Annotated in this window: 24 protein-coding genes; 12 read left to right on the top strand and 12 right to left on the bottom strand. The window is 62.5% G+C overall.

Going from position 1 to position 21,651, the window contains the following annotated elements; genetic code table 11:
* Positions 1-18: 18 nt before the first annotated feature.
* Positions 19-1,320 carry an SLC13 family permease gene (locus ACN0X6_RS02120; RefSeq protein WP_417701672.1) on the top strand — a complete coding sequence of 434 codons (1,302 nt, stop codon included), beginning with the start codon at positions 19-21 and terminating at the stop codon, positions 1,318-1,320.
* 52 nt (positions 1,321-1,372) lie between these two features.
* Here ACN0X6_RS02120 and ACN0X6_RS02125 read toward each other — a convergent pair whose 3' ends face one another.
* From ACN0X6_RS02125 to ACN0X6_RS02140, 4 genes are all read right to left on the bottom strand, one after another.
* On the bottom strand, positions 1,373-1,831 hold the full coding sequence (locus ACN0X6_RS02125) for a DUF2846 domain-containing protein (protein WP_417701674.1): 459 nt from the start codon (positions 1,829-1,831) through the stop codon (positions 1,373-1,375).
* A gap of 221 nt (positions 1,832-2,052) precedes the next feature.
* Positions 2,053-2,610 (bottom strand): hypothetical protein, encoded by a 558-nt coding sequence (locus ACN0X6_RS02130; protein WP_417701741.1) that lies wholly within the window; start codon positions 2,608-2,610, stop codon positions 2,053-2,055.
* A 66-nt stretch (positions 2,611-2,676) separates the two neighbouring features.
* On the bottom strand, positions 2,677-3,876 hold the full coding sequence (locus tag ACN0X6_RS02135; RefSeq protein ID WP_417701676.1) for an MFS transporter: 1,200 nt from the start codon (positions 3,874-3,876) through the stop codon (positions 2,677-2,679).
* A gap of 76 nt (positions 3,877-3,952) precedes the next feature.
* Positions 3,953-4,876, bottom strand: coding sequence for a LysR substrate-binding domain-containing protein (locus ACN0X6_RS02140; RefSeq protein ID WP_417701678.1), 924 nt, complete (start codon positions 4,874-4,876; stop codon positions 3,953-3,955).
* A 296-nt stretch (positions 4,877-5,172) separates the two neighbouring features.
* Between ACN0X6_RS02140 and ACN0X6_RS02145 the strand changes: the two genes are divergently transcribed.
* Entirely contained in the window at positions 5,173-6,222 is a 1,050-nt protein-coding gene (locus ACN0X6_RS02145; RefSeq protein WP_417701680.1) for an SDR family oxidoreductase, read from the top strand.
* A 46-nt stretch (positions 6,223-6,268) separates the two neighbouring features.
* Positions 6,269-7,579 carry an NTP/NDP exchange transporter gene (locus tag ACN0X6_RS02150; RefSeq protein WP_417701682.1) on the top strand — a complete coding sequence of 437 codons (1,311 nt, stop codon included), beginning with the start codon at positions 6,269-6,271 and terminating at the stop codon, positions 7,577-7,579.
* Positions 7,580-7,639: 60 nt separating this feature from the next.
* Here ACN0X6_RS02150 and ACN0X6_RS02155 read toward each other — a convergent pair whose 3' ends face one another.
* Positions 7,640-8,341 carry a glutathione S-transferase N-terminal domain-containing protein gene (locus ACN0X6_RS02155; RefSeq protein WP_417701684.1) on the bottom strand — a complete coding sequence of 234 codons (702 nt, stop codon included), beginning with the start codon at positions 8,339-8,341 and terminating at the stop codon, positions 7,640-7,642.
* A 320-nt stretch (positions 8,342-8,661) separates the two neighbouring features.
* Here ACN0X6_RS02155 and ACN0X6_RS02160 point away from each other — a divergent pair, with 320 nt between their 5' ends.
* A complete protein-coding gene (locus ACN0X6_RS02160; RefSeq protein ID WP_417701685.1) occupies positions 8,662-9,099 on the top strand; it encodes an HIT family protein in 438 nt (145 codons plus the stop codon).
* 53 nt (positions 9,100-9,152) lie between these two features.
* On the opposite strand, the gene ACN0X6_RS02165 is transcribed toward ACN0X6_RS02160, so the two are convergent.
* Positions 9,153-9,419 (bottom strand): DUF2790 domain-containing protein, encoded by a 267-nt coding sequence (locus ACN0X6_RS02165; RefSeq protein WP_417701687.1) that lies wholly within the window; start codon positions 9,417-9,419, stop codon positions 9,153-9,155.
* Positions 9,420-9,603: 184 nt separating this feature from the next.
* Here ACN0X6_RS02165 and ACN0X6_RS02170 point away from each other — a divergent pair, with 184 nt between their 5' ends.
* Complete coding sequence (locus tag ACN0X6_RS02170; RefSeq protein ID WP_417701689.1) at positions 9,604-10,029, top strand: 3-isopropylmalate dehydratase; 426 nt, start codon at positions 9,604-9,606, stop codon at positions 10,027-10,029.
* Between the two features lie 30 nt (positions 10,030-10,059).
* Here ACN0X6_RS02170 and lepB read toward each other — a convergent pair whose 3' ends face one another.
* Complete coding sequence (lepB, locus tag ACN0X6_RS02175) at positions 10,060-10,629, bottom strand: signal peptidase I (RefSeq protein WP_417701691.1); 570 nt, start codon at positions 10,627-10,629, stop codon at positions 10,060-10,062.
* 127 nt (positions 10,630-10,756) lie between these two features.
* Here lepB and ACN0X6_RS02180 point away from each other — a divergent pair, with 127 nt between their 5' ends.
* A complete protein-coding gene (locus tag ACN0X6_RS02180; protein WP_417701692.1) occupies positions 10,757-12,040 on the top strand; it encodes an FAD-dependent oxidoreductase in 1,284 nt (427 codons plus the stop codon).
* 16 nt (positions 12,041-12,056) lie between these two features.
* On the opposite strand, the gene ACN0X6_RS02185 is transcribed toward ACN0X6_RS02180, so the two are convergent.
* Positions 12,057-12,809 carry a tetratricopeptide repeat protein gene (locus ACN0X6_RS02185; protein ID WP_417701694.1) on the bottom strand — a complete coding sequence of 251 codons (753 nt, stop codon included), beginning with the start codon at positions 12,807-12,809 and terminating at the stop codon, positions 12,057-12,059.
* 140 nt (positions 12,810-12,949) lie between these two features.
* Between ACN0X6_RS02185 and pnuC the strand changes: the two genes are divergently transcribed.
* Positions 12,950-13,516, top strand: coding sequence for a nicotinamide riboside transporter PnuC (gene pnuC, locus ACN0X6_RS02190; protein WP_417701696.1), 567 nt, complete (start codon positions 12,950-12,952; stop codon positions 13,514-13,516).
* A gap of 1 nt (position 13,517) precedes the next feature.
* Positions 13,518-14,546, top strand: coding sequence for an AAA family ATPase (locus ACN0X6_RS02195; protein ID WP_417701698.1), 1,029 nt, complete (start codon positions 13,518-13,520; stop codon positions 14,544-14,546).
* 18 nt (positions 14,547-14,564) lie between these two features.
* On the opposite strand, the gene ACN0X6_RS02200 is transcribed toward ACN0X6_RS02195, so the two are convergent.
* Both ACN0X6_RS02200 and ACN0X6_RS02205 read right to left on the bottom strand, forming a co-directional pair.
* Positions 14,565-15,296, bottom strand: a complete 732-nt coding sequence (locus tag ACN0X6_RS02200; RefSeq protein WP_417701700.1) for a substrate-binding periplasmic protein — start codon at positions 15,294-15,296, stop codon at positions 14,565-14,567.
* Positions 15,297-15,366: 70 nt separating this feature from the next.
* Entirely contained in the window at positions 15,367-16,977 is a 1,611-nt protein-coding gene (locus tag ACN0X6_RS02205) for an FMN-binding glutamate synthase family protein (protein ID WP_417701702.1), read from the bottom strand.
* A gap of 237 nt (positions 16,978-17,214) precedes the next feature.
* Between ACN0X6_RS02205 and ACN0X6_RS02210 the strand changes: the two genes are divergently transcribed.
* The 3 genes from ACN0X6_RS02210 to ACN0X6_RS02220 all read left to right on the top strand — a co-directional run bounded on the left by ACN0X6_RS02210 (position 17,215) and on the right by ACN0X6_RS02220 (position 19,237).
* The gene (locus tag ACN0X6_RS02210) at positions 17,215-18,336 is read left to right on the top strand and encodes a beta-ketoacyl-ACP synthase III (RefSeq protein WP_417701703.1); all 1,122 of its coding nucleotides are present in this window, start codon (positions 17,215-17,217) and stop codon (positions 18,334-18,336) included.
* A 71-nt stretch (positions 18,337-18,407) separates the two neighbouring features.
* On the top strand, positions 18,408-19,010 hold the full coding sequence (locus ACN0X6_RS02215; protein ID WP_417701705.1) for an RNA polymerase sigma factor: 603 nt from the start codon (positions 18,408-18,410) through the stop codon (positions 19,008-19,010).
* Positions 19,004-19,237 (top strand): anti-sigma factor family protein, encoded by a 234-nt coding sequence (locus ACN0X6_RS02220; RefSeq protein WP_417701706.1) that lies wholly within the window; start codon positions 19,004-19,006, stop codon positions 19,235-19,237. The genes ACN0X6_RS02215 and ACN0X6_RS02220 overlap by 7 nt, the downstream gene beginning before the upstream one ends.
* Before the next feature lie 278 nt (positions 19,238-19,515).
* On the opposite strand, the gene ACN0X6_RS02225 is transcribed toward ACN0X6_RS02220, so the two are convergent.
* Both ACN0X6_RS02225 and ACN0X6_RS02230 read right to left on the bottom strand, forming a co-directional pair.
* Positions 19,516-20,007, bottom strand: a complete 492-nt coding sequence (locus ACN0X6_RS02225) for a hypothetical protein (RefSeq protein WP_417701708.1) — start codon at positions 20,005-20,007, stop codon at positions 19,516-19,518.
* Positions 20,008-20,014: 7 nt separating this feature from the next.
* The gene (locus ACN0X6_RS02230; protein WP_417701710.1) at positions 20,015-20,536 is read right to left on the bottom strand and encodes a hypothetical protein; all 522 of its coding nucleotides are present in this window, start codon (positions 20,534-20,536) and stop codon (positions 20,015-20,017) included.
* A gap of 803 nt (positions 20,537-21,339) precedes the next feature.
* Between ACN0X6_RS02230 and ACN0X6_RS02235 the strand changes: the two genes are divergently transcribed.
* Positions 21,340-21,633 (top strand): hypothetical protein, encoded by a 294-nt coding sequence (locus ACN0X6_RS02235; protein ID WP_192981181.1) that lies wholly within the window; start codon positions 21,340-21,342, stop codon positions 21,631-21,633.
* Positions 21,634-21,651 lie beyond the last annotated feature (18 nt).

Consider the following 21,651-nt stretch of genomic DNA (forward strand, 5'->3'; position numbering starts at 1 on the left):
AACAAAAGGAGTCAAACCATGATGAGCCTGCTCGTCGTTGCCGCGATCGTCCTCGCCGTCGCGCTGGGGTACACCACCAAGATCAATATCGGCCTGTTCGCCATTGCCTTCGCCTACCTGCTGGGCTGCTTCGGCATGGGCATGAGCCCGGGCGACATCATCAACATGTGGCCGCTGAAGATCTTCTTCGTGATCTTTTCGGTCTGCCTGTTCTATAGCTTCGCCACCGTCAACGGCACCCTGGAAAAACTCGCCGGGCATCTGCTGTATCGCTGCCGTGGCGTGCCGCACTTGTTGCCGTACGCGATCTTCGTGACCGGTAGCGTGATTTCCGGCATGGGCGCCGGTTATTACACGGTGCTGGCCTTCATGGCGCCGCTGACCCTGCTGCTGTGCCAGCGCACCGGCATGAGCCTGATTCTCGGCGGTATGGCGGTGAACTACGGCGCGCTGGCCGGGGCCAATTTCGTTTCCAGCCAGAGCGGCATCATCTTCCGCGGGCTGATGACCAGCGCCGGGATGCCCGAGAGCGAGGCCTTCGTCAATGCCCTGGCAATCTTCGCCAGCACGGCGATCATCCCGGTGCTGGTGATTTCCGCCTTCGTCTTCCTCGGCGGCCATGGACGCAACCTGAAGAATGCCGTGATCAATGCCGACCTGCCGCAAGCCTTCAATCGCGAACAGAAACTGACCCTGCTGCTGACCGTGCTGATGATGGTAGTGGTGCTTGCCGCGCCCCTGGCGCTGCTGGCCTTCCCGGACAACGCCACGGTCAGGTTCATCAACAGCAAGGTGGACATCGGCCTGATCGCCAGCGTGTTCTCGGTGATCGCCTTGCTGCTCAAGCTGGGGGACGAGCGCAAGGCCATCGCTTCCGTGCCCTGGGCCACGCTGATCATGATCTGCGGCGTCGGCATGCTGATTACCGTAGCGATCAAGGCCGGCACCATCGACGCCCTGGCGTCCTGGATCAGCGGCAACATCCCGCCGCTGATGATTCCGCTGGCATTCGGTGTGGTGGCGGCGCTGATGTCGATCTTCGCCAGCACGCTCGGTGTGGTGACGCCGGCACTGTTCCCCATGGTGCTGCCGTTGGCAGCGTCGATGTCGATCGATCCGATGATCATCTTCATCGCCATCGTCGTAGGCGCCCAGGCCACCTCGATTTCGCCGTTCTCCTCCGGCGGCAGCCTGTTGCTCGGCTCCTGCACGGACGACAAGGTACGCTCGGGCTTGTTCTCGCAACTGCTGCTGCGCGCCGCGCCCATCGGTTTCGTCGCGGCGATGCTGTTCAACCTGGCGCTGACCTTCCTGTTCTGATGAAAAAAGCCCCGGCATCGAGAGGTGCCGGGGCTTGATGTTGCGTGTCGCCTTATTTGGAGCAGTTGCCTTTTCGGGCCAGTTCCAGTTCCGCGATGTCCTCTTTGCCTTCCTTCTCGTCGACCAGTTCCAGGTTGGCGCCGCCCACGAATACGCCCATCTTGATGTACTGCTTGATGAAGTAGTTCTTGCCGCTTTCGGTCTTGACCAGCAGGTCGTTGGGCGAGAACTCGGATTCGGTGGAGATCTTGTGCTCCATGTCGCCCTTGACCTGCTCGTAGAAGAAGACATTCGGTGCGGATTCACCGATGCATGTGTCGTCGACCCAGATGTCTTTCTTCAGTGCAGTGCCTGCGCCCGAGTTGCGGTAAATGTACAGACCGGCATTGCCGGGAGCAGGGGCCGCAAAGCGCTTGGCTTCTGCAGAGGCGTTCTTGTCTTCCATTGGGACTGAGGCACAGCCGACGAGCAGCGATGAGGCAAAGGCGGCCAGGACCAGTTTCTTCAGCATGATGACTCCAAATAACGATGGATGATGTGCACGGCAAAGTGGCAGCACGGATCTGGATGTTCAGCCGTGGCGAGCTATCGGGAAGGGAGTAGGAGTTGCACGAGGGAGTGGGCTTTGCCTGTACGCATCATGCGCATGCTCGAATTCCATTTCCTTGATGGCCTGTTGCCATGCCGGTGGCAAAGATATCCCGCTGTCCGGGTGCGAGCAAGCGCCTTTCGCTATTTCAGTCGATAGCGTCGCAAATCATCCTGGCTCAGCAGGCGCAAGCGCCCCAATGGGGCCTGGTAGATCGCTTCGGCCAGGCTGATGTCGACGCCCATGTCGCGAAAGTACCTGGCCGGGCTGAACGGCTGGCTGCTATGGGCGGCCTGTGCCAGCGCCGAGTCACCAGCGGGGAAGGGTGGTCGGCGCAGGGCAACGTGGCCGTTGACGGTGCGCTTGCTGCCGGCAGCGAGCAGATAGATGCAACTGCCCTGGCACAGTCCGCCGGAAGGCACCAGCGCCTCGAAGCCGGTTTCGCGCAGCAGGCGACCCATGCGGATGGCCTCCGGCGCGCTGCCGCCGATGCTGTCGAGCAGCACGATCTTGCGCGTGTGCTTGCCCGGATTGGCGCGCAAACCCTGCAGCAGTTTCTCGTAGTCGCCGGGCACGATCTCTTCGGAAATCTTCGCCGCCAGCAGGCCGGCATTGGCCTCTACCTCCACCTGAGCGTGGGCGGTCAGGGCGGTGAACAGAGCTGTGCCGATCAGGGCGAATCGTAAACGCTGGGCAATCATCGGGCGGGTTACGCGATAGTGGCTCGGGACGTAGACGATACCTGCCGGCGCACGCTCTCGCACCTCTCAGATTGCTGCGTTCTGGCGCTGCACCTGCCACGCCCAGGCGAACAGCAGCAGGCCGCCGATGGCGGTGGCTGCGCCGATGTAGCCGGTCACCGTCCAGCCCATGCCGGCGCTGATGGCCAGGCCGCCGAGCCAGGGGCCGAGCGCGTTGGCGACGTTGAACGCGGCATGGTTGGACGCGGCAGCGAGTGTCTGTGCGCCGGTAGCGACGTCCATCAGGTGGGTCTGCAGGGCCGGGCCGAGGGCGATCATGGTGCCCAGGGCGAAGATCGCCGGCAGGAGGGTCCACAGGCTGTGCGCGGCGAACGGGAAGGCCAGCAGCACCAGCGTGCTCCAGGCCAGAATCCAGGCCACGGCGCGCAGGCGCAGACGGTCGAACAGCCAGCCGCCGGCACTGTTGCCGACGATGCAGCCGGCGCCGAACACGCCCATGGCCAGGGGAATCCAGCCGGGCCCGACCTGAGTGACGTGAAGCAGGGTCGGCGCCATGTAGCTGAACACGCAGAACATCCCGGCAAAACCGATGGAGCCGATGCCCAGGGCCAGCCAGATCGGCGCGCGGTTGAAGGCGCGCAGTTCGCCCGACGGGCTGCTGCGCTGCTCGTGCGGGTCGGCCGGGAGAAAGATCGCCACCATGGCGATGGTGGTGATGGCGATGATGCCGACCAGGGCAAAGGCGTAGCGCCAGCTCATGAACTGGCCGAGCCAGGTAGCCAGCGGGTTGCCGATCAGGATGGCCACGGTGAGGCCGGCCAGCACCCGGCTCACGGCCTTGGCGCGCTTATGTGGCGGCGCCATCGAGGCGGCCACCAGCATGGCGATGCCGAAGTAGGCACCGTGCGGCAGGCCGGCGATGAAGCGGAACATCAGCAGCGGCTCGTAGCTCGGTGCCAGGGCGCTGGCGAAGTTGCCGAGGGCGAAGCAGCCCATCAGCAGCAGAAGCAGGATGCGCCGTGGCAGGCGCGCGCCGAGCAAGGCCAGCACCGGTGCGCCGACCACCACGCCCAGGGCATAGGCACTGATCACGTGGCCGACCTGCGGCTCGCTGACGCCGAGATCGGCCGCGACGTTGGGCATCAGGCCCATGATGGCGAACTCGCCGGTGCCGATGGCGAAGCCGCCGAGCGCGAGGGCAAGTTGAATGAGAAGGATCGCGCCCGGCGACAGACTCGTCGCGGCGTCGGATGCAGAACTGTTCATGAGTGACCTGGAAGGGGGGAGAAGCAAGCGCGCGATTATAATCTCCCAGCGCCTTGCTTGGGTATTGGCGGCCGCTCTATTTCGGGCCTGGAGACGAGTGGTCGGAGGCGTTGAGGGTCTTCACGTAGTCAACGAAGGCGCGCAGAGGCGCCGGTACGTGACGCCTGCTGTGGTAGTACAGGTAGGGGCCGTCGAAATGCTGCCACCAGTCATGCAGGAAGGGTTGCAACTGGCCGCTGGCGAGGTGCGCCGCGATGTATTCCTCGAAGGTGTAGAGGATGCCGTGGCCGGCGCAGGCCGCTGCGATCAGCAGGTCCTGCGACGAGCTCACCAGCCGGCCTTCGGGAGCGATGCGCAGGGTGCGTCCATCCTGCTCGAACTCCCATACGCCGAGCTTGCCGCTGGCGAATCGGTAGCCGAGCAGGCGATGTTCGCTCAGTTCGCTGGGGTGTTGCGGCGTGCCATGGCGCTGCAGGTAGCCGGGCGCAGCGACCGCCATGAAACACTGGCGACGCGGCCCGATGGGGATGGCGATCATGTCCTTGGCCAGGCTTTCCTCGTAGCGAATGCCAGCGTCGTAACCAGCGCCGATCACGTCGATGAAGGTGTTGTCCATGTTCACCTCCAGCGCGATGCCGGGGTAGCGCGCGAGAAAGCCGTCCAGCAGTTGCGGCAGGATGTGCCGCGCGATCACGCCGGGCACATGCAGGCGCAGCGAACCGACCGGATGTTGCGGATCTTCCTGCAGATCGTTGAGTGCCGCGTTGATCTCGTCCAGCGCAGGGCGCAGACGTTCAAGCAGGCGTGCGCCGATTTCCGTCGGCGTCAGGCCGCGTGTGGTGCGGTTGAGCAGGCGCACGCCCAACTCCTTTTCCAGGCGGCGCACGCAATCGCTCAGCGACGAGGCCGACATGCCACGGCGCTGCGCCGCGACGCGAAAACCACCGGCCTCAACCACGGCAGCGAACAGGGCGATATCGGACAAGTTGGGTTGGCGCATGGGCGTCGGCTGTGTGATGACGAAGGGATTGATAATGCGGCGCAGCGGCCGCTTTGCCAATCCTGAGGAGCGTCTGCAGGGATGTAGCCCGGATGAAATCCGGGAATGCACACCAGCGGCCCCGGATTGCATCCGGGCTACGCTTCGCGCCCGCGAAACATCGGGTAACTGTCCGCCTGACCGTATGCGCTGTTCGGCTTTGGACGGCTTATCGTACGCGCCGTCTGCCCGCACCCTATGTCCTGTAACTGCGCCTGCTCTGGCGCATCGAGTCAACGGACACGAGGAATCAGTCGATGGACAAGAAGCATGCTGTGGGGCGAGGCCATTCGCGTCGTGATGCCCTGAAACTGTTCGGCATGGTAGGCGGCAGCCTGGCCTTGCACGGGGTGTTGGGCGGTGTACCGACATTCGCCTGGGCCAATACCTCACCGGGATGGCAGGCAAGCGACATGCCGGCGCTGACTGGCAAGCGCATGCTGGTCACCGGCGGCACCAGCGGCATGGGCTTCGAGGATGCCCTGGCCCTGAGCGGGGCCGGCGCGCAGGTGATCATCGCCGCGCGCAATGGACAGCGCGGCGCCGAAAGCATCGCGCGTATTCGTGCCCAGGTGCCGGATGCACGCGTGCGTTTCGAGCAGTTGGATCTGGCCGACCTGGCTTCGGTGCGCAGCCTGGCCCAGCGTCTGAATGCCGAGGGCGAGGGGCTGGACGTGCTGATCAACAACGCCGCGATCATGGCGCCGCCTCAGCGCGGCGTATCACGCGATGGCTTCGAGATGCAGCTGGCGACCAACTTCCTTGGCCATTTCGCGCTCACCGGCCTGCTCCTGCCATCGCTGCGCCAGTCGCCCGATCCGCGCGTGGTGATGCTGGCGAGCATTGCCGTGAATCGCGGCCGCATCAATTTCGATGACTTGCAGTCCGAGCGCGACTACAACCCTTACGCCGCCTACGCCCAGTCGAAGCTGGCCTGCCTGATGATGGCCTTCGAGCTGCAGCGGCGCAGCCTGGCCAATGACTGGGGTATTCGCAGCGTCGCCGCGCACCCTGGCGTGGCTGTGACCGAGCTGGTCGAGCGGGGGCCAGGGCTTGAAAGCGAGTTCGCTCAGCAGTGGGCCAAGGATCGCGATGTCTATCACTCGGCGGCGCAGGGCGCGCTGTCGTCGCTGTTCGCGGCGACGGCTGCCGAGGCCGAGGGCGGTCGCTACTACGGACCGACCGGCGCAGAGGAAAAACGCGGCCCACTGGGCCTGGCCAAGGTGCCGGAGGCTGCGGCGGACGCCGATGATGCGGCTCGCCTGTGGTCGGTAGCCGAGCGTCTGACGGGCGTCAGGTACGGCTGAGTCATGCCGGCGCGCTGTACCGGCGCGCCCTTTCGAGGAATTTCGCATGTCATCGTCAACGATGGCGCAGCGTGTGGCCGTGGCCATCAACGCGCAGCGCAACGAGCTGTGGCCGGCGCTGGCCGGTTTCACGCTGTTTTTCTGCCTGTTCTCGGGCTACTTCATGCTGCGGCCGATCCGCGAGGCGATGGGCATCGTCTCGGGGGTGGAGAACCTGCAATGGCTGTTCACCGCCACCTTCGTGGTGATGCTGATCGCGGTGCCGTTGTTCGCCTGGCTGAGTTCGCGGGTGCCGCGCATTCACTTCATCGACTGGGTGTATGGCTTCTTCACCCTGAACCTGGCGTTGTTCGCCCTGTTGTTCTTCAGTGCCGAGGAGAGCGTGTGGTTGGCGCGCAGCTTCTACGTGTGGATTTCGGTCTATAACCTGTTCGTCGTATCGGTGGCCTGGAGCCTGATGGCTGACGTGTTCGACAGCGAACAGGCCAAGCGACTGTTCGCCTTCATCGCCGCCGGTGCCAGTGTTGGCGGCCTGGTCGGCCCGGCACTGAGTGCCTTGCTGGTGAGCACGCTGGGGCAGAGTGGGTTGATTCTGCTGGCCGCTGTGCTGCTGGCCGTGGCGCTGTCGCTCAAGCAGGTGCTGATGCGCTGGCGCGAGCTGGGTGGCGCAGGGCGTGCCGGTGCCGTGCGGGCGGAAAGCCCGCGGCGCCCGGTGCCGGGCAACCCGTTCAGCGGCCTGATGCGCGTGCTGTCTTCGCCCTACCTGTTCGGCATCGCCGGTTTCGTGATCCTGCTCGCCACGGCCAGTACCTTTCTCTACTTCGAGCAGGCCCGCCTGGTGGCCGAGCTGTTCCCGCAGCGCGCCGATCAGGTGCGGGTGTTCGGGGCCATCGATTTCGTGGTGCAGGCCGGGGCGCTGTTTGCCCAGCTGTTCATCACCGGGCGCATCGCGCGGCGCCTGGGCGTGCGGGTGTTGCTGGCCTGCGTGCCGCTGCTGGTGTGCGTCGGCTTCATCGGCCTGGCCTTGATGCCGACCTTCGCCATGCTGGCGGCGCTGATGATCGTCCGGCGTATCGGTGAATACGCCTTCGTGCGGCCAGGGCGGGAAATGCTCTTCGCGCCGCTGGATGCCGAGAGCAAGTACAAGGCGAAGAACTTCATCGACACCGTGGTCTATCGCGCGGGCGATGCCATGAGTGGCTGGCTCAAGAGCCTGCTCGACATGCTGGCCCAGGGCGCCTGGCTGGTGGCGTTGGTGGGCGCTGCCTGTGCGGCGCTGTGGGGATTGCTCGGCTGGTACCTGGGCGGCCAGGCCGATCAGCGCAGTGTCGAGCAGCAATTGGTGGCGACCCGTTAGCTCAGCGCAACGCTGCCGTTGCAGCGATGCGGGAGTCGATGGCCGACTCCCGCAACCGCATCAGCCGCGTGCGGGAATGTTCAGGCCGCGCTGAACGGCCGGGCGGGCGAGGAAGGCATCGAGCACGCGGCGCACGTTGGCGAAGCGTTCGAACTGCACCAGATCGCCGGCCTTGTAGAAGTCCACCAGGCAGCGCACCCAGGGCAGCACGGCGATATCGGCAATGCTGTACTCGCCCATGATCCAGTCGCGGCCTTGCAGGCGCTGATCGAGAACGCCGAGCAGGCGCGCGGATTCTGCGACGTAGCGATCACGCGGGCGTTTGTCCTCGTACTCGGCACCCGCGAATTTGTGGAAGAAACCGAGCTGGCCGAACATCGGGCCCAGGCCGCCCATCTGCCACATCAGCCATTGAATCGTCTCGTAGCGGGCAGCGGCGTCCTGCGGCAGCAGCTTGCCGGTCTTCTCCGCGAGGTAGATCAGAATCGCCCCGGACTCGAACAGCGGCAGCGGATGGCCATTGGGGCCGTTGGGGTCGAGGATGGCGGGAATCTTGTTGTTCGGCGCCAGCGAGAGAAACTCGGGGCTGAACTGGTCGTTGCTATCGAAGCTGACCAGGTGCGGCTCGTAGGGCAGGCCGATCTCTTCCAGCATGATCGAGGCCTTGACCCCGTTGGGCGTGGGCAGCGAGTACAGCTGCAGGCGCTCGGGATGCTGGGCGGGCCATTTACGGGTGATGTGGAAGGGGCTGAGGTCGGTCATGTGGGGTTCCATGTCGAATGGGCCTAAGAGCCTGTTCATGGTCTGCTGCGCGTCGGCGCTACTGCGTTAAAAACAAGCTCGGAATGCTCATTTACCATTCGTAAACTGCGCTTCCTCGCTTGTTTTTGCCTTGTATCGCTCTAGCTCGCGAGATCCTGAACAGCCTCTACGAAAGAGGCGATCAGAACACGAGTGGCCAGAGCGAAGGAAATCGATCCAGCTGCTAGTAGTCATCGACTCGAGCAATCCTGCCTGGTTCCCTGCACGCGAGCGAGGCGGTATGGTGGGTTTTTCATCCACCCGGCACGGAGCCCATCGGCATGAGCCTGCACGGTACTTACGACTCCCAGAACATCTTCGCCTTGATCATTCGTGGCGACTTGCCCTGCTACAAACTCTACGAGGACGACGATGTACTGGCCTTCCTCGATCTGTTTCCGCAATCCAGGGGCCACAGCCTGGTGATCCCCAAGCGCGCTGAGGCGCGCAATATCCTGGAAATCGACGACGCCAGCCTGGCCAAGGTCATGGCCGTGGTGAAGAAGGTCACCCAGGCGGTCGTCGACGAACTGCAACCGGCTGGTGTGCAGGTCGCGCAGTTCAACGGCGCGCCTGCCGGGCAGACGGTGTTCCATATCCACATGCACGTGATCCCGCGCTTCGAGGGCGAGGGGCTGGGTATTCACGCGGCCACCAAGGCCGACCCGGCCGAGCTGGAAGCGTTGCAGGCTCGTCTGGTCAAACGCCTGCAGGGCTGAAGCGGTATTGCCCCGGACGCGTGAATCGGCCGGGGCATCAGGCAACCTGTGGGTTAGCCGTTCTGGTTGCTCAGCCCGCCCCACTCCACGAACCGCACGGCGTGCACGTCGCCCTGGCTGTCGCGGTAGACCAGGACGCTGGGCACTACACCGCTCTTGCGGCTGTTGTCGGTGCGCTGCAGAACCTGGTCGATGTCCAGCTGCATGCCGTACTGGTATTCCTGTACCTCCACTTTGGTGCTGGCAGGTGCTTTCTCGCTGGCGAAGGCGATAGGGGTGAAAGCGGCGAGGAGGGTGGCATTGAGGGCTGCGAATTTCATCCGGGTAATCTCCGATCAGTTGCGCCGAAGTAGGTGGCGCTGGGTTCGGGAGCAATGAAAACACCGCGGCCTTCATTGCAGAAATCGATGCTTGTGCTAGCGAAAATCGCTGCCATCGATACCTTGCCCGCAGGCTTGCCAAGCCCAATACTCAGGCGGCATTCATCTGCCCATGGAGGGCTTCATGCGTTCGATCCTCATCGCTCTACCGCTGTTGCTGTTGGCCGGTTGTTCGTCGTTTCGGGGCGACCCCGAGCATGTCGAACCGGTGCCGGAAGATCGCCTGCTGGCCTTTCAGGAAGCGCAGGCGAACAGTGCGCAGATCGTGGTCAATCGCGACTTCGGGATGATGGGAGGCGGCTGCTTCGTGGCCATCGAGGTGGATCGCAAGGTCGCAGCCCGCATCGGCGTCGGCGAAGTCGCGACCTTCCAGGTGCCGCCAGGCACGCGCGTGGTCGGCATCACACCGGATCGCATGGACGACACCCTGTGCGGCATGGGCCGCCTGCTGCGTGAGGTGGCGGTGCCGGTGAAAACCGGAGAAACCCAGCACCTGCGCATCGTCAGCCAGAACAAGGGTGGCTTCGATATTCGTGCGGACAAGCCTTGAGCATCTGGCTGGGCACGGATAGTTACTCGATCAGTGCACCTTGCCTGTTCGCTGTGGATCCTGTGCCCACCAGATGCGCTCGACGCGACCGATCAGGTTGGCTCGCGGCACGCTGCCCCAGAGGCGACTGTCAGCGGAGTTCCGACGGTTGTCACCGAGCATGAATAACTCGCCATCGGCGATGTGCGTTTCCGCCAGGTTGCCGTAGTCCTGAACCTGAATACCCATTGGTGGTGCCGGGAGCAGGTAAGGCTCGTCCAGCAACTTGCCGTTGATGTAGACGCGATGATCGTGCATCGCCAGACGGTCGCCAGGAAGACCGATGATGCGCTTGACGTAACTGATGTCATTCACCGGGCTTACGAAGACCACCACGTCACCGCGCGCGGGCTGGTTGCCGACATAGGCCCAGGCGCTACCGAGGATGTGGTCGCCCGCCTGCAGGGTGGGAGCCATCGAGTTTGCTGGCACCTTGTAGGGCACATAACCCGTGATGCGCGCTCGCGGATCGAGGGTGGCCGTGCCCAGCGGATTAAGCAGGTAGAAGCCGAGCATCAGCAGGGCGAGCGTAATGAGGCCTGTCCAGAAATTCCAGCGCATGGTCGATCCTTGTACCAATGGGTGCGCCACCATAGTGGAGTAAGCGACGCGTCTGCAAGCCGCTCAGGATCGAGCGAAGCGGGCGGCATAACGGTTAGAATCGTTTGATCGAACAGGGAGAGCAGCTGTGAACGGATTGCCAATCGCGATAGTCGGTGCGGGTACCGCTGGCCTGGCCAGTGCCATATTCCTTGCCCGCCAGGGCTATGCAGTGCGCCTGTTGGAGCGGGTCGAACGTCTGCAGCCGGTGGGCGCCGGCATCCTGTTGCAGCCTTCCGGTCTGGCAATTCTGCAGCGTCTTGGTCTGCTGGCTGAATGCACCGCGCTGGGCGCGCCGGTCAGTCGCCTGTATGGCACCAGCTGCCAGGGGCGGGTGATCCTCGATACCCGTTATCACGACTGGCAGCCAGGCAGCTTCGGCCTTGGTATTCATCGCGGCGTGCTGATGACGGCATTGCTCAATGCTGCGCAGCGTGCGGGCGTGCAGGTGGAAACCGGCGTTGCGGTCAGCCGCTTCGAGCAGGCGAGCGGCCATGTGCGCTTGCTGCGTCAGAGCGAAGCGGGCGATGAGCAACCCCTGGGAGACTTCGCCGCACTGATCCTGGCCGATGGCACGCGTTCGACCCTGCGCACGCAGATGCAGGTACGGCAGTGGTCGCGGCCTTATCCCTGGGGCGCCCTGTGGAGCATGTTGCCGACTTCGCCTGCGACCGAGTCTGGCGAGTTGCGCCAGTGGTATCGCGGCTGCCGCGAGATGTTCGGGCTGATGCCGACCGGCTGCACCCACCAAGCCCGTGAGAAGTCGCTGACCAGCCTGTTCTGGAGCCTGCCACTGAACGAGCATGAGAGCTGGCGCAGCAGCGGGCTGGAGGCCTGGAAAACCCGCGTGCGCAGCCTCGCTGGCGAGGCTTCAGAGGCCTATCTGCAGCAGATCGATGATCCCGCGCAACTGACCCTGGCGGCCTATGCGGACGTGCGCATGCAACGCTGGAACGATGGCCGCGTCCTGGCCATCGGTGATTGTGCCCACGCCATGAGCCCGCAATTGGGGCAGGGCGCCAATATGGCGCTGGTCGATGCCGCTGCGCTGGCCGATGCGCTTGGCAATGCCGGTGACGAGCACCAGCACGGGCTCGACTGGAACGCCATCTTCACCCGCTACGGCGATGCCCGTCGTGATCATCTGCGTTACTACCGCCAGGCCAGCCGCCTGCTCACGCCGCTGTTCCAGTCCAACAGCAACACCCTGGCCGTGCTGCGCGATATCGCTCTGCTGCTCGCTCGGCACAATCGCTTCGGCCGCCAGCATGCGGTCAGCACCCTGGTTGGTGCACGTGGCGGCTGGCTGTGGTCGGGGGCGCAGAAGCGCGAGTTGCATGCCTGGAAGGGTGAGCGCGAGGCCTGGGAGTAGCCTGGCAGCCGGCCGTTCAGTCGCGCTGCAGGTCGAGCAGCGCCTTCTGACTCAGGTCCAGCCACTCCTTGTGCAGCGTGCGGTAGTGCCGGGCGGAGCGGCGGGCGTGGGTCTGGATCTGCTGCAGCAGTTCGGTGGCCTCGTGCTGGCGCCCCAGTCGGCGCAGCAGCAGGGCATGGCGGTAGTTGGCTTCCGGGCTGGCGCTGTAGCTGCCGAGGGCGCGGTATTCCTCTTCGGCCTTGAGGTCGTTGCCCTGGCCTTCCAGCGCGCGGGCATACAGCAGGTGGCCGTCGCTGGAGCGGAAGTCGGGATTGTGGGCGATCAGTTGATCGAGGCTCGCCTGGCAGCCGGCGAAATCAGCCAGGGCGAAACGTGCCCTGGCCAGGCCGAGGAGAATGTCCGGAGCATCGCTGTGGATGCCGCGCAGAGCCGCCTGATAGTGCTGGGCCGCTTCCTCGGCCTGGCCCATGCGCAGCAGCTCATCGGCCAGGTTGACGCGGGTATCGCGGGTGTCACGAATATCCAGTTCATCGCGCAGGGCGCGCAGATGGCGCTGCGGGTCGATGCTGTCGTGCAGGCGGTTGAGCGTTTGCCGGCCGCGTCGGCTGCCGAGCAGGTCCGGCAGCATGATGCCGAGGAAGTAGATCAGGCAGCCAAGCCCGGGCAGGGCGATGATCAGGTACAGCCAGTAGCGTTCCTGGCCACTGCGAACCACGTGAAGGCCGCAGGTGACTTGGCAGGCGATGACCAGCAGGGCGAGCAGAGGCATGGGCGATCCAGTCCTTTGGAGTGCGAGGGGAGGCTTATCAGAGCATGGATCGGCCCTGTTGTCTGGTGACGCATGCACGGCTGTGGCCTACGTCACGTGCTAGGCTGCGCGGCTGATTCCATGTCCATAAGGATGCGTGCATGCCGTCGTCGCTGGAGATTTTCGCCAACCTCTTCTATCTGGTTTCGGTCGTGCTGGCGGCGCGCAACTCGGTGCACACCTGGGCCGTCGGCCTGGTCGGTTGTGTGCTGTTCGGTTGGCTGTTCTTCAGCGTGCAGCTGTATGCCGATGTCACCTTGCAGGCGTTCTTCATCGCCACCAGCCTGCTGGGTTGGTGGAGCTGGTTGCACGGTCGCCAGGGCGAGGCGCTGCCGATCAGTCGTTCGCGCGGAGCCGGGCTGGGCCTGGCGCTGCTGCTCGCGGTGGCCGTGGCCGGCGCATATGGCGCCTTGCTGCATCATTTCACCGATGCCTACGCGCCCTTCATCGATTCGCTGGTGCTGACGTTGAGCGTGTTGGCGCAATTGCTGCTGATGCGTCGCAAGCTGGAAACCTGGTACGGCTGGCTGCTGGTGAACACCCTCGCGGTGCCGCTGTTCGCGTCGCGCGAGTTGTATCTGACGGCGTTCATCTACCTGCTGTTCTGGTGCAACGCCTGGTACGGCCTGTATCGCTGGCGCCGTGAACTGAACGCGCAGACGGTCTGAGATGAGCAAGCGATTTTCCATTGGGTTGGTGGTCGGCAAGTTCGCACCGCTGCACCTCGGGCATGAGTGGTTGATCCGTCAGGCGCAAGAACAGTGCGAGCAGTTGGTGTTGCTCAGCTGGGCATGCCCTGAGCTTGCCGGCTACGAGCCTGAACGGCGGGCGAACTGGTTGCAGGTACGTTTTCCCGAACTGCGTAGCTGGGTGGTGACGCCCGAGTGGGTTGCCCGGCAGCGAGCACGAGGCCTGGTGCTGCCGGACCTTCCCCACGAATCCGCAGCCGATGCCGCGCAGCGCCAGTTCGTTGCCGATTTCTGTCTGGTAGTGCTCGGCCATCCGGTCGACGCGGTATTCACCAGCGAGGCCTACGGCGACGGCTTCGCCGCGCACCTGAGCGGATGTTTCGGCCGGCCAGTGCAGCATGTCGAGATCGATCGTGCACGCATTCAGGTAGCGGTATCCGGTACGCGTCTGCGCGCCGATATTCATGGCTTGCGTCACTACCTGGCGCCGCAGGTCTACAGCGATTTCGTCGAGCGCATCGCCTTGCTCGGCGGCGAGTCCAGCGGCAAGAGCAGCCTCGCCCAGGCGCTGGCCGAAGCCCTGGGTACGCGTCACGCCGCCGAGTACGGCCGTGAGTTGTGGGAAGAGCAGGGTGGTGTACTCGCCTATGACGATCTGCTGCGCATCGGCCGCACCCAGGTCGCCCGTGAGCAGACTCTGGCCGGGCAATGCCAGCGCTACCTGGTGTGCGACACCACGCCGTTGACCACGCTGTTCTACTGCCGCGAACTGTTCGGTCGTGCCGAGGCCGAGCTGGAGCAGTTGGCCGAGCGTCGTTATCAGCACCTGTTCCTGTGCGCCGATGACTTCCCCTTCGTGCAGGACGGTACACGCCAGGACGAGACCTTTCGCCGTCGACAAAACCGCTGGTACGAGCAGGAGCTGGATCGGCGTGGCTGGGCGTTCACCTGTCTGAGTGGTTCGTTGTTGCAACGAGTCGAGCAGGTGTTGCGGCATCTGAGCGGCTAGCCACGCTCGCCGTGCGCTTCAGCGATAGCGTTCGAGAATGGCATCGAACTCGCCATCCTGTCTCATCTGCACCAGGGCACGCAGCAGCGCCTGGGTCGGTACATCCGGCTCGTCGCGGACGATGCAGGCGATCAGGTCGGCGCTGATTTCACCGAGCACATGCAGGCGTTGGTTAGGCGGCAGGTCGCGATTGAACCAGGCCAACGCCAGGTGATTGCTGATGGCATAGCGGTAACGGCCGGCCCCGAGTTTCTCCAGGGTCAGTTCCTGGGTGCGGGCGTCTTCGCGGTGTATTGCACCATTGGCCAGCAGCGGCTCCAGGTTTGGATAGCTGAAGCCCAGCACCGTACCCAGGCGCTCATCCCGCAACTGCTCCAGCTTGAAGTCCGGCTCGGCGTTGCGCGCGACGATCAGGTCGCGCTGCACCATGAACGGCAGGCTCCAGATGTACTGATGATGGGATTCGACGAGCCAGTCTGGATTGACGTAGCAGCGCACGTCGATTCCACCGCTGACCAGCAAACGTTGTACGCGCAGGCGCGGTAGCACCAGCATCTCTGCACGGCGGCCGACCTTCTGTGCCAGGCGCAGTTGCAGATCGTAGAGAATCCCGCCCGTGGCCCGACCATCGACGATCTTGATCATCGGCACGGCCCAACTCTCGGACACCGAGAACCGCAGCGGGCGCTGCTCCTCGCCCCAGGCTGCGAGGCAGAGCAGAAGCAGCAGGACGGAAAGCGAAAGGCGCATGCGGTTACCGGTTCAAGACGTTAAGCGATGCCGCGCCGAGCTTGGCCGTAACAGACTAGACGACGGCCGCTCAAGCCGGCGCCGGCTCGAAACTGTCGGCGCGCGCCATGCGCCACATGCGCTCGTAGAACGCCCCAGCGATCTGGCCGCTGAGCAACTCGCCTGGGGCGAGGAACACATGCTGCTGGGCGAACAGCTTGATCTCGGTGGCCGACATGCGCTGCACCAGGTGCTTTGCATCGATCTGCGCCGGGTGGTCGAGGCCTGCGGCGGCGAGCATTTCGGCCAGCGCCTTGAGCGTGTTGCGGTGGAAGTTGAAGACGCGCTGGGCCTTGTCCTCGACCACCAGGGCGCGCTGGCGCAGCGGGTCCTGGGTGGCCACGCCGGTCGGGCACTTGTTGGTGTGGCAGGACTGCGATTGGATGCAGCCGATGGCGAACATGAAGCCGCGCGCCGAGTTGGCCCAATCCGCGCCGATGGCCAGCACGCGGGCGATGTCGAAGGCGCTGACGATCTTGCCGCTGGCACCGAGCTTGATCTTGTCGCGCAGGTTGCTGCCGACCAGGGTGTTGTGCACGAACAGCAGCCCTTCACGCAGCGGCACACCGAGGTGATCGGTGAACTCCAGCGGCGCGGCGCCGGTGCCGCCTTCCTTGCCGTCGACGACGATGAAATCGGGCAGGATGCCGGTCTCCAGCATGGCCTTGACGATGCCCATGAACTCCCAGGGATGGCCCAGGCAGAACTTGAAACCGACCGGCTTGCCGCCCGACAGCTCGCGCAGTTGCGCAATGAACTGCAGCAGCTCGATGGGGGTGGAGAAGGCGCTGTGACGCGACGGCGAGATGCAATCTTCGCCCATCGGTACGCCGCGGGTGTTGGCGATTTCCTCGGTGACCTTGTGCTTGGGCAGGATGCCGCCATGGCCCGGTTTGGCGCCCTGGCTGAGCTTGATCTCGATCATCTTCACCTGCGCGCTGCTGGCCTGAGCGGCGAAACGCTCGGGGTCGAAGCGCCCGTCGGAAGCACGGCAGCCGAAATAGCCGCTGCCCAGCTCCCAGACCAGATCGCCGCCGTGCTCGCGGTGGTAGGGGCTGATGCTGCCTTCACCAGTGTCGTGGTAGAACTCGCCCAGTTTCGCCCCTTCGTTGAGCGCGCGAATGGCGTTGGCGCTGAGTGAACCGAAGCTCATTGCCGAGATATTGAACAAGGACGCCGAGTAGGGTTGGCTGCACTGCGGGCCGCCGATCTCCACGCGAAAGCTGCAGGGGTCGGTCAGCGGCGCCGGGCGCATCGAGTGGCTGATGAACTCGAAGCCGTTCTGGTACACATCGCTCAGCGTGCCGAAGGGTTTGTCGGCACCTTCGTTCTTGGCGCGCGAATAGACCAGCGAGCGCTGGGCGCGGGAGAAGGGCAGTTGCTCGGCGTCGCCTTCGAGCAGGTACTGGCGAATCTCCGGGCGGATGCCTTCGACCAGATAGCGGATGTTGCCCAGGATCGGGTAGTTGCGCCGTACCGCATGGCGCGTCTGTAGCAGATCGCCGATCCCGATCAGGCTGAGCACGCCCGCGAGCAGGGTGAAGGGCCACATCCATTGATGGCCAAGAAAAGGCAGGCTGGCCAGGGTGAACAGCACGCAGAAGGCGAAAAATGCGTAGCGGCTGAGCAGGGAGAGGTTCATGCAAGCTCCAGATGCGCGGATCGAGATAAGACTTTAGACCAAACGGCTATATTGGGTCATGTTCTGTCCACCTAGACACTCTCAAGGGCTGAGGACGAACCCCATCGCCCTGTGGCACACTCAGTGGCCCGGAGCCAACCGTCGCAAGAGCTTGGCCCAAGTCTCCCGATTTTCGGCCTGCGCCATTGTCGCCGGCCTACTGCCTGAGGCCGCCAGCGGCCGAGAAGAGGAATGAGCGTGCATAACGTCGTCATCAGTGGTACCGGCCTCTATACCCCGGCCAACAGCATTTCCAACGACGAGCTGGTGGCATCCTTCAATGCTTATGTGCAGCAGTTCAACGCCGACAACGCCGAGGCCATCGCCCGCGGTGAGGTGGAGGCGCTGAGCGAGTCCAGCAGCGGCTTCATCGAGAAGGCGTCGGGCATCAAGAGCCGCTTCGTCATCGACAAGAAAGGCATTCTCGATCCGCAGCGCATGGTGCCGAGCATTCCCGAGCGCTCCAACGACGACTGGGGCATTCTCTGCGAAATGGCCGTGGGCGCTGCCAAGGAGGCGCTGGAGCGTGCCGGCAAGACCGTTGCAGATATCGACGGAGTGATAGTCGCCTGCTCCAACCTGCAGCGTGCCTACCCGGCAGTGGCCATCGAAGTACAGGCCGCCCTGGGCATCCAGGGCTGGGGCTACGACATGAACGTGGCCTGCTCCTCGGCCACCTTCGGCATCCAGGCTGCGACCACTGCCATCCAGACCGGCCAGGCCCGCGCCATCCTCATGGTCAACCCGGAGATCTGCACCGGCCACCTGAACTTCCGTGACCGCGACAGCCACTTCATCTTCGGCGACGCCGCCACTGCGGTGATCATCGAGCGTGCCGACCTGGCGACCTCCAGGCACCAGTTCGACGTGGTCGGCACCAAGCTGCTGACCCAGTTCTCCAACAACATCCGCAACAACTTCGGTTTCCTCAACCGCGCGGCGGAAGAGGGCGTGGGCGCGCGCGACAAACTGTTCGTGCAGGAAGGCCGCAAGGTGTTCAAGGACGTCTGCCCGATGGTCGCCGAGCTGATTGCCGCGCACCTGGCGGAAAACCAGCTCAACGTCAGCGACGTCAAGCGCTTCTGGCTGCATCAGGCCAACCTCAACATGAACCTGCTGATTGCGCGCAAGCTGCTCGGTCGCGATGCCGAGCCGCACGAGGCGCCGGTGATTCTCGACACCTATGCCAACACCAGTTCGGCCGGCTCGGTGATCGCCCTGCACAAGAATCAGGACGATCTGCCTGCTGGTAGCCTGGGTGTTCTAAGCTCTTTCGGTGCCGGTTATTCGATCGGCAGTGTAATTTTGCGCAAGCGCTGAACTCTCTGTAGGAATGCCTGAGGTGCACGGGGCGTTCGGCCTCGTGCATACGCGCTACCTACGGGAGTTCCATGTCCGATACCGATCTGTTGGATCGTCTGCTCGCCGGTGAGCAGAAGGCCTACCGCGAGCTGGTCGCTCGCTATCAGGGGGCGATGCGCGCGGTGGCTTATGCCATCGTCGGCAGCCGCAACGCCGATGAGGTGGTGCAGGATGCCTGGCTCGCCGTGGTGCGCAGCCTCAGCGGTTTTCAGGGGCGCTCCAGCCTCAAGACCTGGCTGCTGACCATCACCGCCAATACCGCCAAGACTCGTCTCAAGCACAACCGCCGCGAGGTGCTGCTCGATGACTTGGCTGCGCCGCACGGCACGGTGGGTGACGAGCGCTTCTCCGATGATGGTCACTGGCTGCTGGCGCCGCATGCCTGGCATCAGGACAGCCCCGAAGCCCTGCTCACCGAGGACGAATTGCGCGAGTGCCTGGAGCACACATTGGCCAGCCTGTCCGAGTTGCAGACCAGCGTATTGGTACTGCGCGAGCGACAGGGCCTGGAACTGGAGGCGATCTGTAATCTTCTCGACATCTCGCTCTCCAATGCCCGTGTGCTGCTGCACCGGGCACGCCTGAAAGTCTTTGCCACCCTGGAACACTTCGAGGAAACAGGCCAATGCTGACCTGCAAGGAATTGGTCGCTCATTCCAGCGATTATCTCGACGGCCAAATGACGCTACGCCAGCGCCTGGCCGTGCGCGCGCACCTGGCCATGTGCGGCAACTGCCGGCGTTTCATCCGCCAGATGAAACTGACCCAGGCGGTGATCCGGCAGATGCCGGATGAGGAGTTACCCGAACTCGATGCCCTGGCCGAGCGCCTGGCGCAGAGTCGGCGTAATCAGGGGTGAACTGCGTCCATGTTGGACGGCTTGGTGTCGCCCACCCAGGCAAGTCACTGCGTAGGGTGGATCGGGGCGCGTAGCCGACGCTTTTTTCATCTACCGTTTGCGGTGGTTGTTCGGGCTACTCGCTAGCGCCCCGCAGCTAAGCAACTTCCGGCAAACCTCGCTTGCAATAGCAGCACCGTAGGATGGGTAGAGCAACGAGAAACCCATCGAATTTTCCCTGGGTTTCGCTGTGCTCTACCCAGGCTACTTGCTGGTGTCATGGTATTTGAAAAGTAATTTCAATATTCTCTTAGCTTGCGAAAATCCCATGTAATATTCTCGCCCTTTTTCTCTTGCCCGTCTGGATAAACCCGACCAGATAGCGATCTAAGATGAAGGGTGTCGCCTTGAAATTCTCCTTCATACTTTGTGTGGTAGATGTGCGGCACAAATCCATCGGTTTTCAAATGGTCAAATATTCTTTGTCCTGAAATTAAATTCCCATTCCTGGTGAACTTAATGGGTTCTTTTGTGGGTGGATATTCTGCTTCTAAATTGGCGAGGTTGGATAGAAATGTTTCAACATTGTCCCTGTTGCGCAATATTACAAATTGATCATTTGGCAGAAGAAATAAAAAAGCTTGATATTTTCCATATCCAGCAGGCTCTTCAGTGTCGTCGTAATATATTGCTAAAACTGGCAGCTCGTTCAGGTGCGGCTGTATATCGGCTGGCTCAGGTGGTGCGCTAGTGCAGCCAGCTAAGGACATCATGAAGATCAATAATGGCATGAAAAATCTATTCATAATTATAAGCTTGTGTTAATGCTTTGAGCATCAATGGGGTGGTGTCATTGATTTTTCGAAAAGGGGATAGATTATTTTTAGGCCGATAGTACTGCGCCATAAATAAATCTGTCCCCTTTTTTCCGCTAACGTTGTTAGGTTTTTTATTTTTTTTGCAAATAAATTGAACCAGATCGTATTTGCTTGACCCAGTAACGAGAGATGTCCATTTTGACTGGCTAGACCAATCTTTAAGGGGGGTGCTTGGCTTTTCTTGCGCGCCGTCTTCACTGCTGCCAGCCAGTTCAAAATATTGCTTTGATACGCAGTTAATCTTGAGCTCAGTAAAGTCTGTGTATTGGTTTCCTTTGTCTGTGCGACTGGTTAGAACTTTAATTATTCCATCCTCAATTTCTTCGTGCTTCAGCACATAATAACTTCCGCTATCACCGGAAGAGGGTGCGCGATACATTTCTTTTGCATAAGAATTTATGGATATGCTTATTAGGATAATGGCTGCAAAATATCTTTTCATAGATTACTCCCTGGTTTCTTAGTGGTGTCTAACAGTAGTTATATAGTCTTTCTTACTAATTCAATAGCATGGAAGGCGGTATAGCTCCGAAAGATGGCAGTCTTAAATTCAGAAAAACTTACTTATTCCAGTAAGTTAGGATTCGGAGGGCGCGTCAGTGCGTGTTCGCTTGACTTCCACATTTCACGCTTTCATTACTACTGGGAAGATATACACAAAGGTACTGGAAAGGTGCAAGGCACGCGAGAGACTGTGTCGAAATCAACGGTCGATACCGAGCTGCTGCGCGTAGTGTGGGTGACGCTTTTTTCATCCACTGTTTGCGCTGGCTGTTCGCACTACTGGCTATCGAAAGCCTCGCCGCTAAAGGGCGCCTCTAAAAACGTAGGCGAGGCAGTCAGCGCAATACCGATGGCGGCCCCACAAAAACAGGCGAAGAAGGCACTGAGCCCGCATTCGGGTTTACGTGTTGTAAATGAGTATTCTGACTGGGCTCGCACACGAGCCGGTTTTTAACGCAGCGATGGCAACGCAGGTAGTTTTTAGAGGTGCCCTTCAGCGCCTCCCACGGTGCGGTGGATGTCCCTGTACCTTTGGGAGGGGCTTTCGGTTCTGGCATCCTGCTTCGCTCTACCTCCTGCATCCATGCAGTCGTAGCCGCGACTGGTAGCGGGCAAAGCGCCCCCGGATTGCATCCGGGCTACGAAAAAATCCAGCCTCGCTGTAACGCCCGCATTCCTGTCTCGTCCATTGCTGCGAGAGGGCCAATCCGGCCCCGCATTCGAAACCGATGGAGAGATGCCATGAAACAACTCAATACCCTGACTGCCACCCTGGGCGCTGCGCTGCTGACTTCCATGGCGTTCACCGCCCATGCCGCGAGCAACCCGTTCGCCGCTCAGGAGCTGACCAGCGGCTACAGCCTGGCTGCTGCCGAGAAGGCGCAGGAAGGCGCCTGTGGCGAAGGTAAATGCGGCGGTGAGATGAAAGGCGACGCAGAGGGCAAGTGCGGCGAGGGCAAGTGTGGTGGCGAGATGAAAGCCGACGCCGAAGGCAAGTGCGGCGAAGGCAAATGCGGCGGCGAGAAAAGCGAGTAAGGGCAGAGGAGAGGACGG

It is taken from the genome of Pseudomonas sp., from assembly GCF_048269965.1.
In the GTDB taxonomy this organism is placed as follows: domain Bacteria; phylum Pseudomonadota; class Gammaproteobacteria; order Pseudomonadales; family Pseudomonadaceae; genus Aquipseudomonas.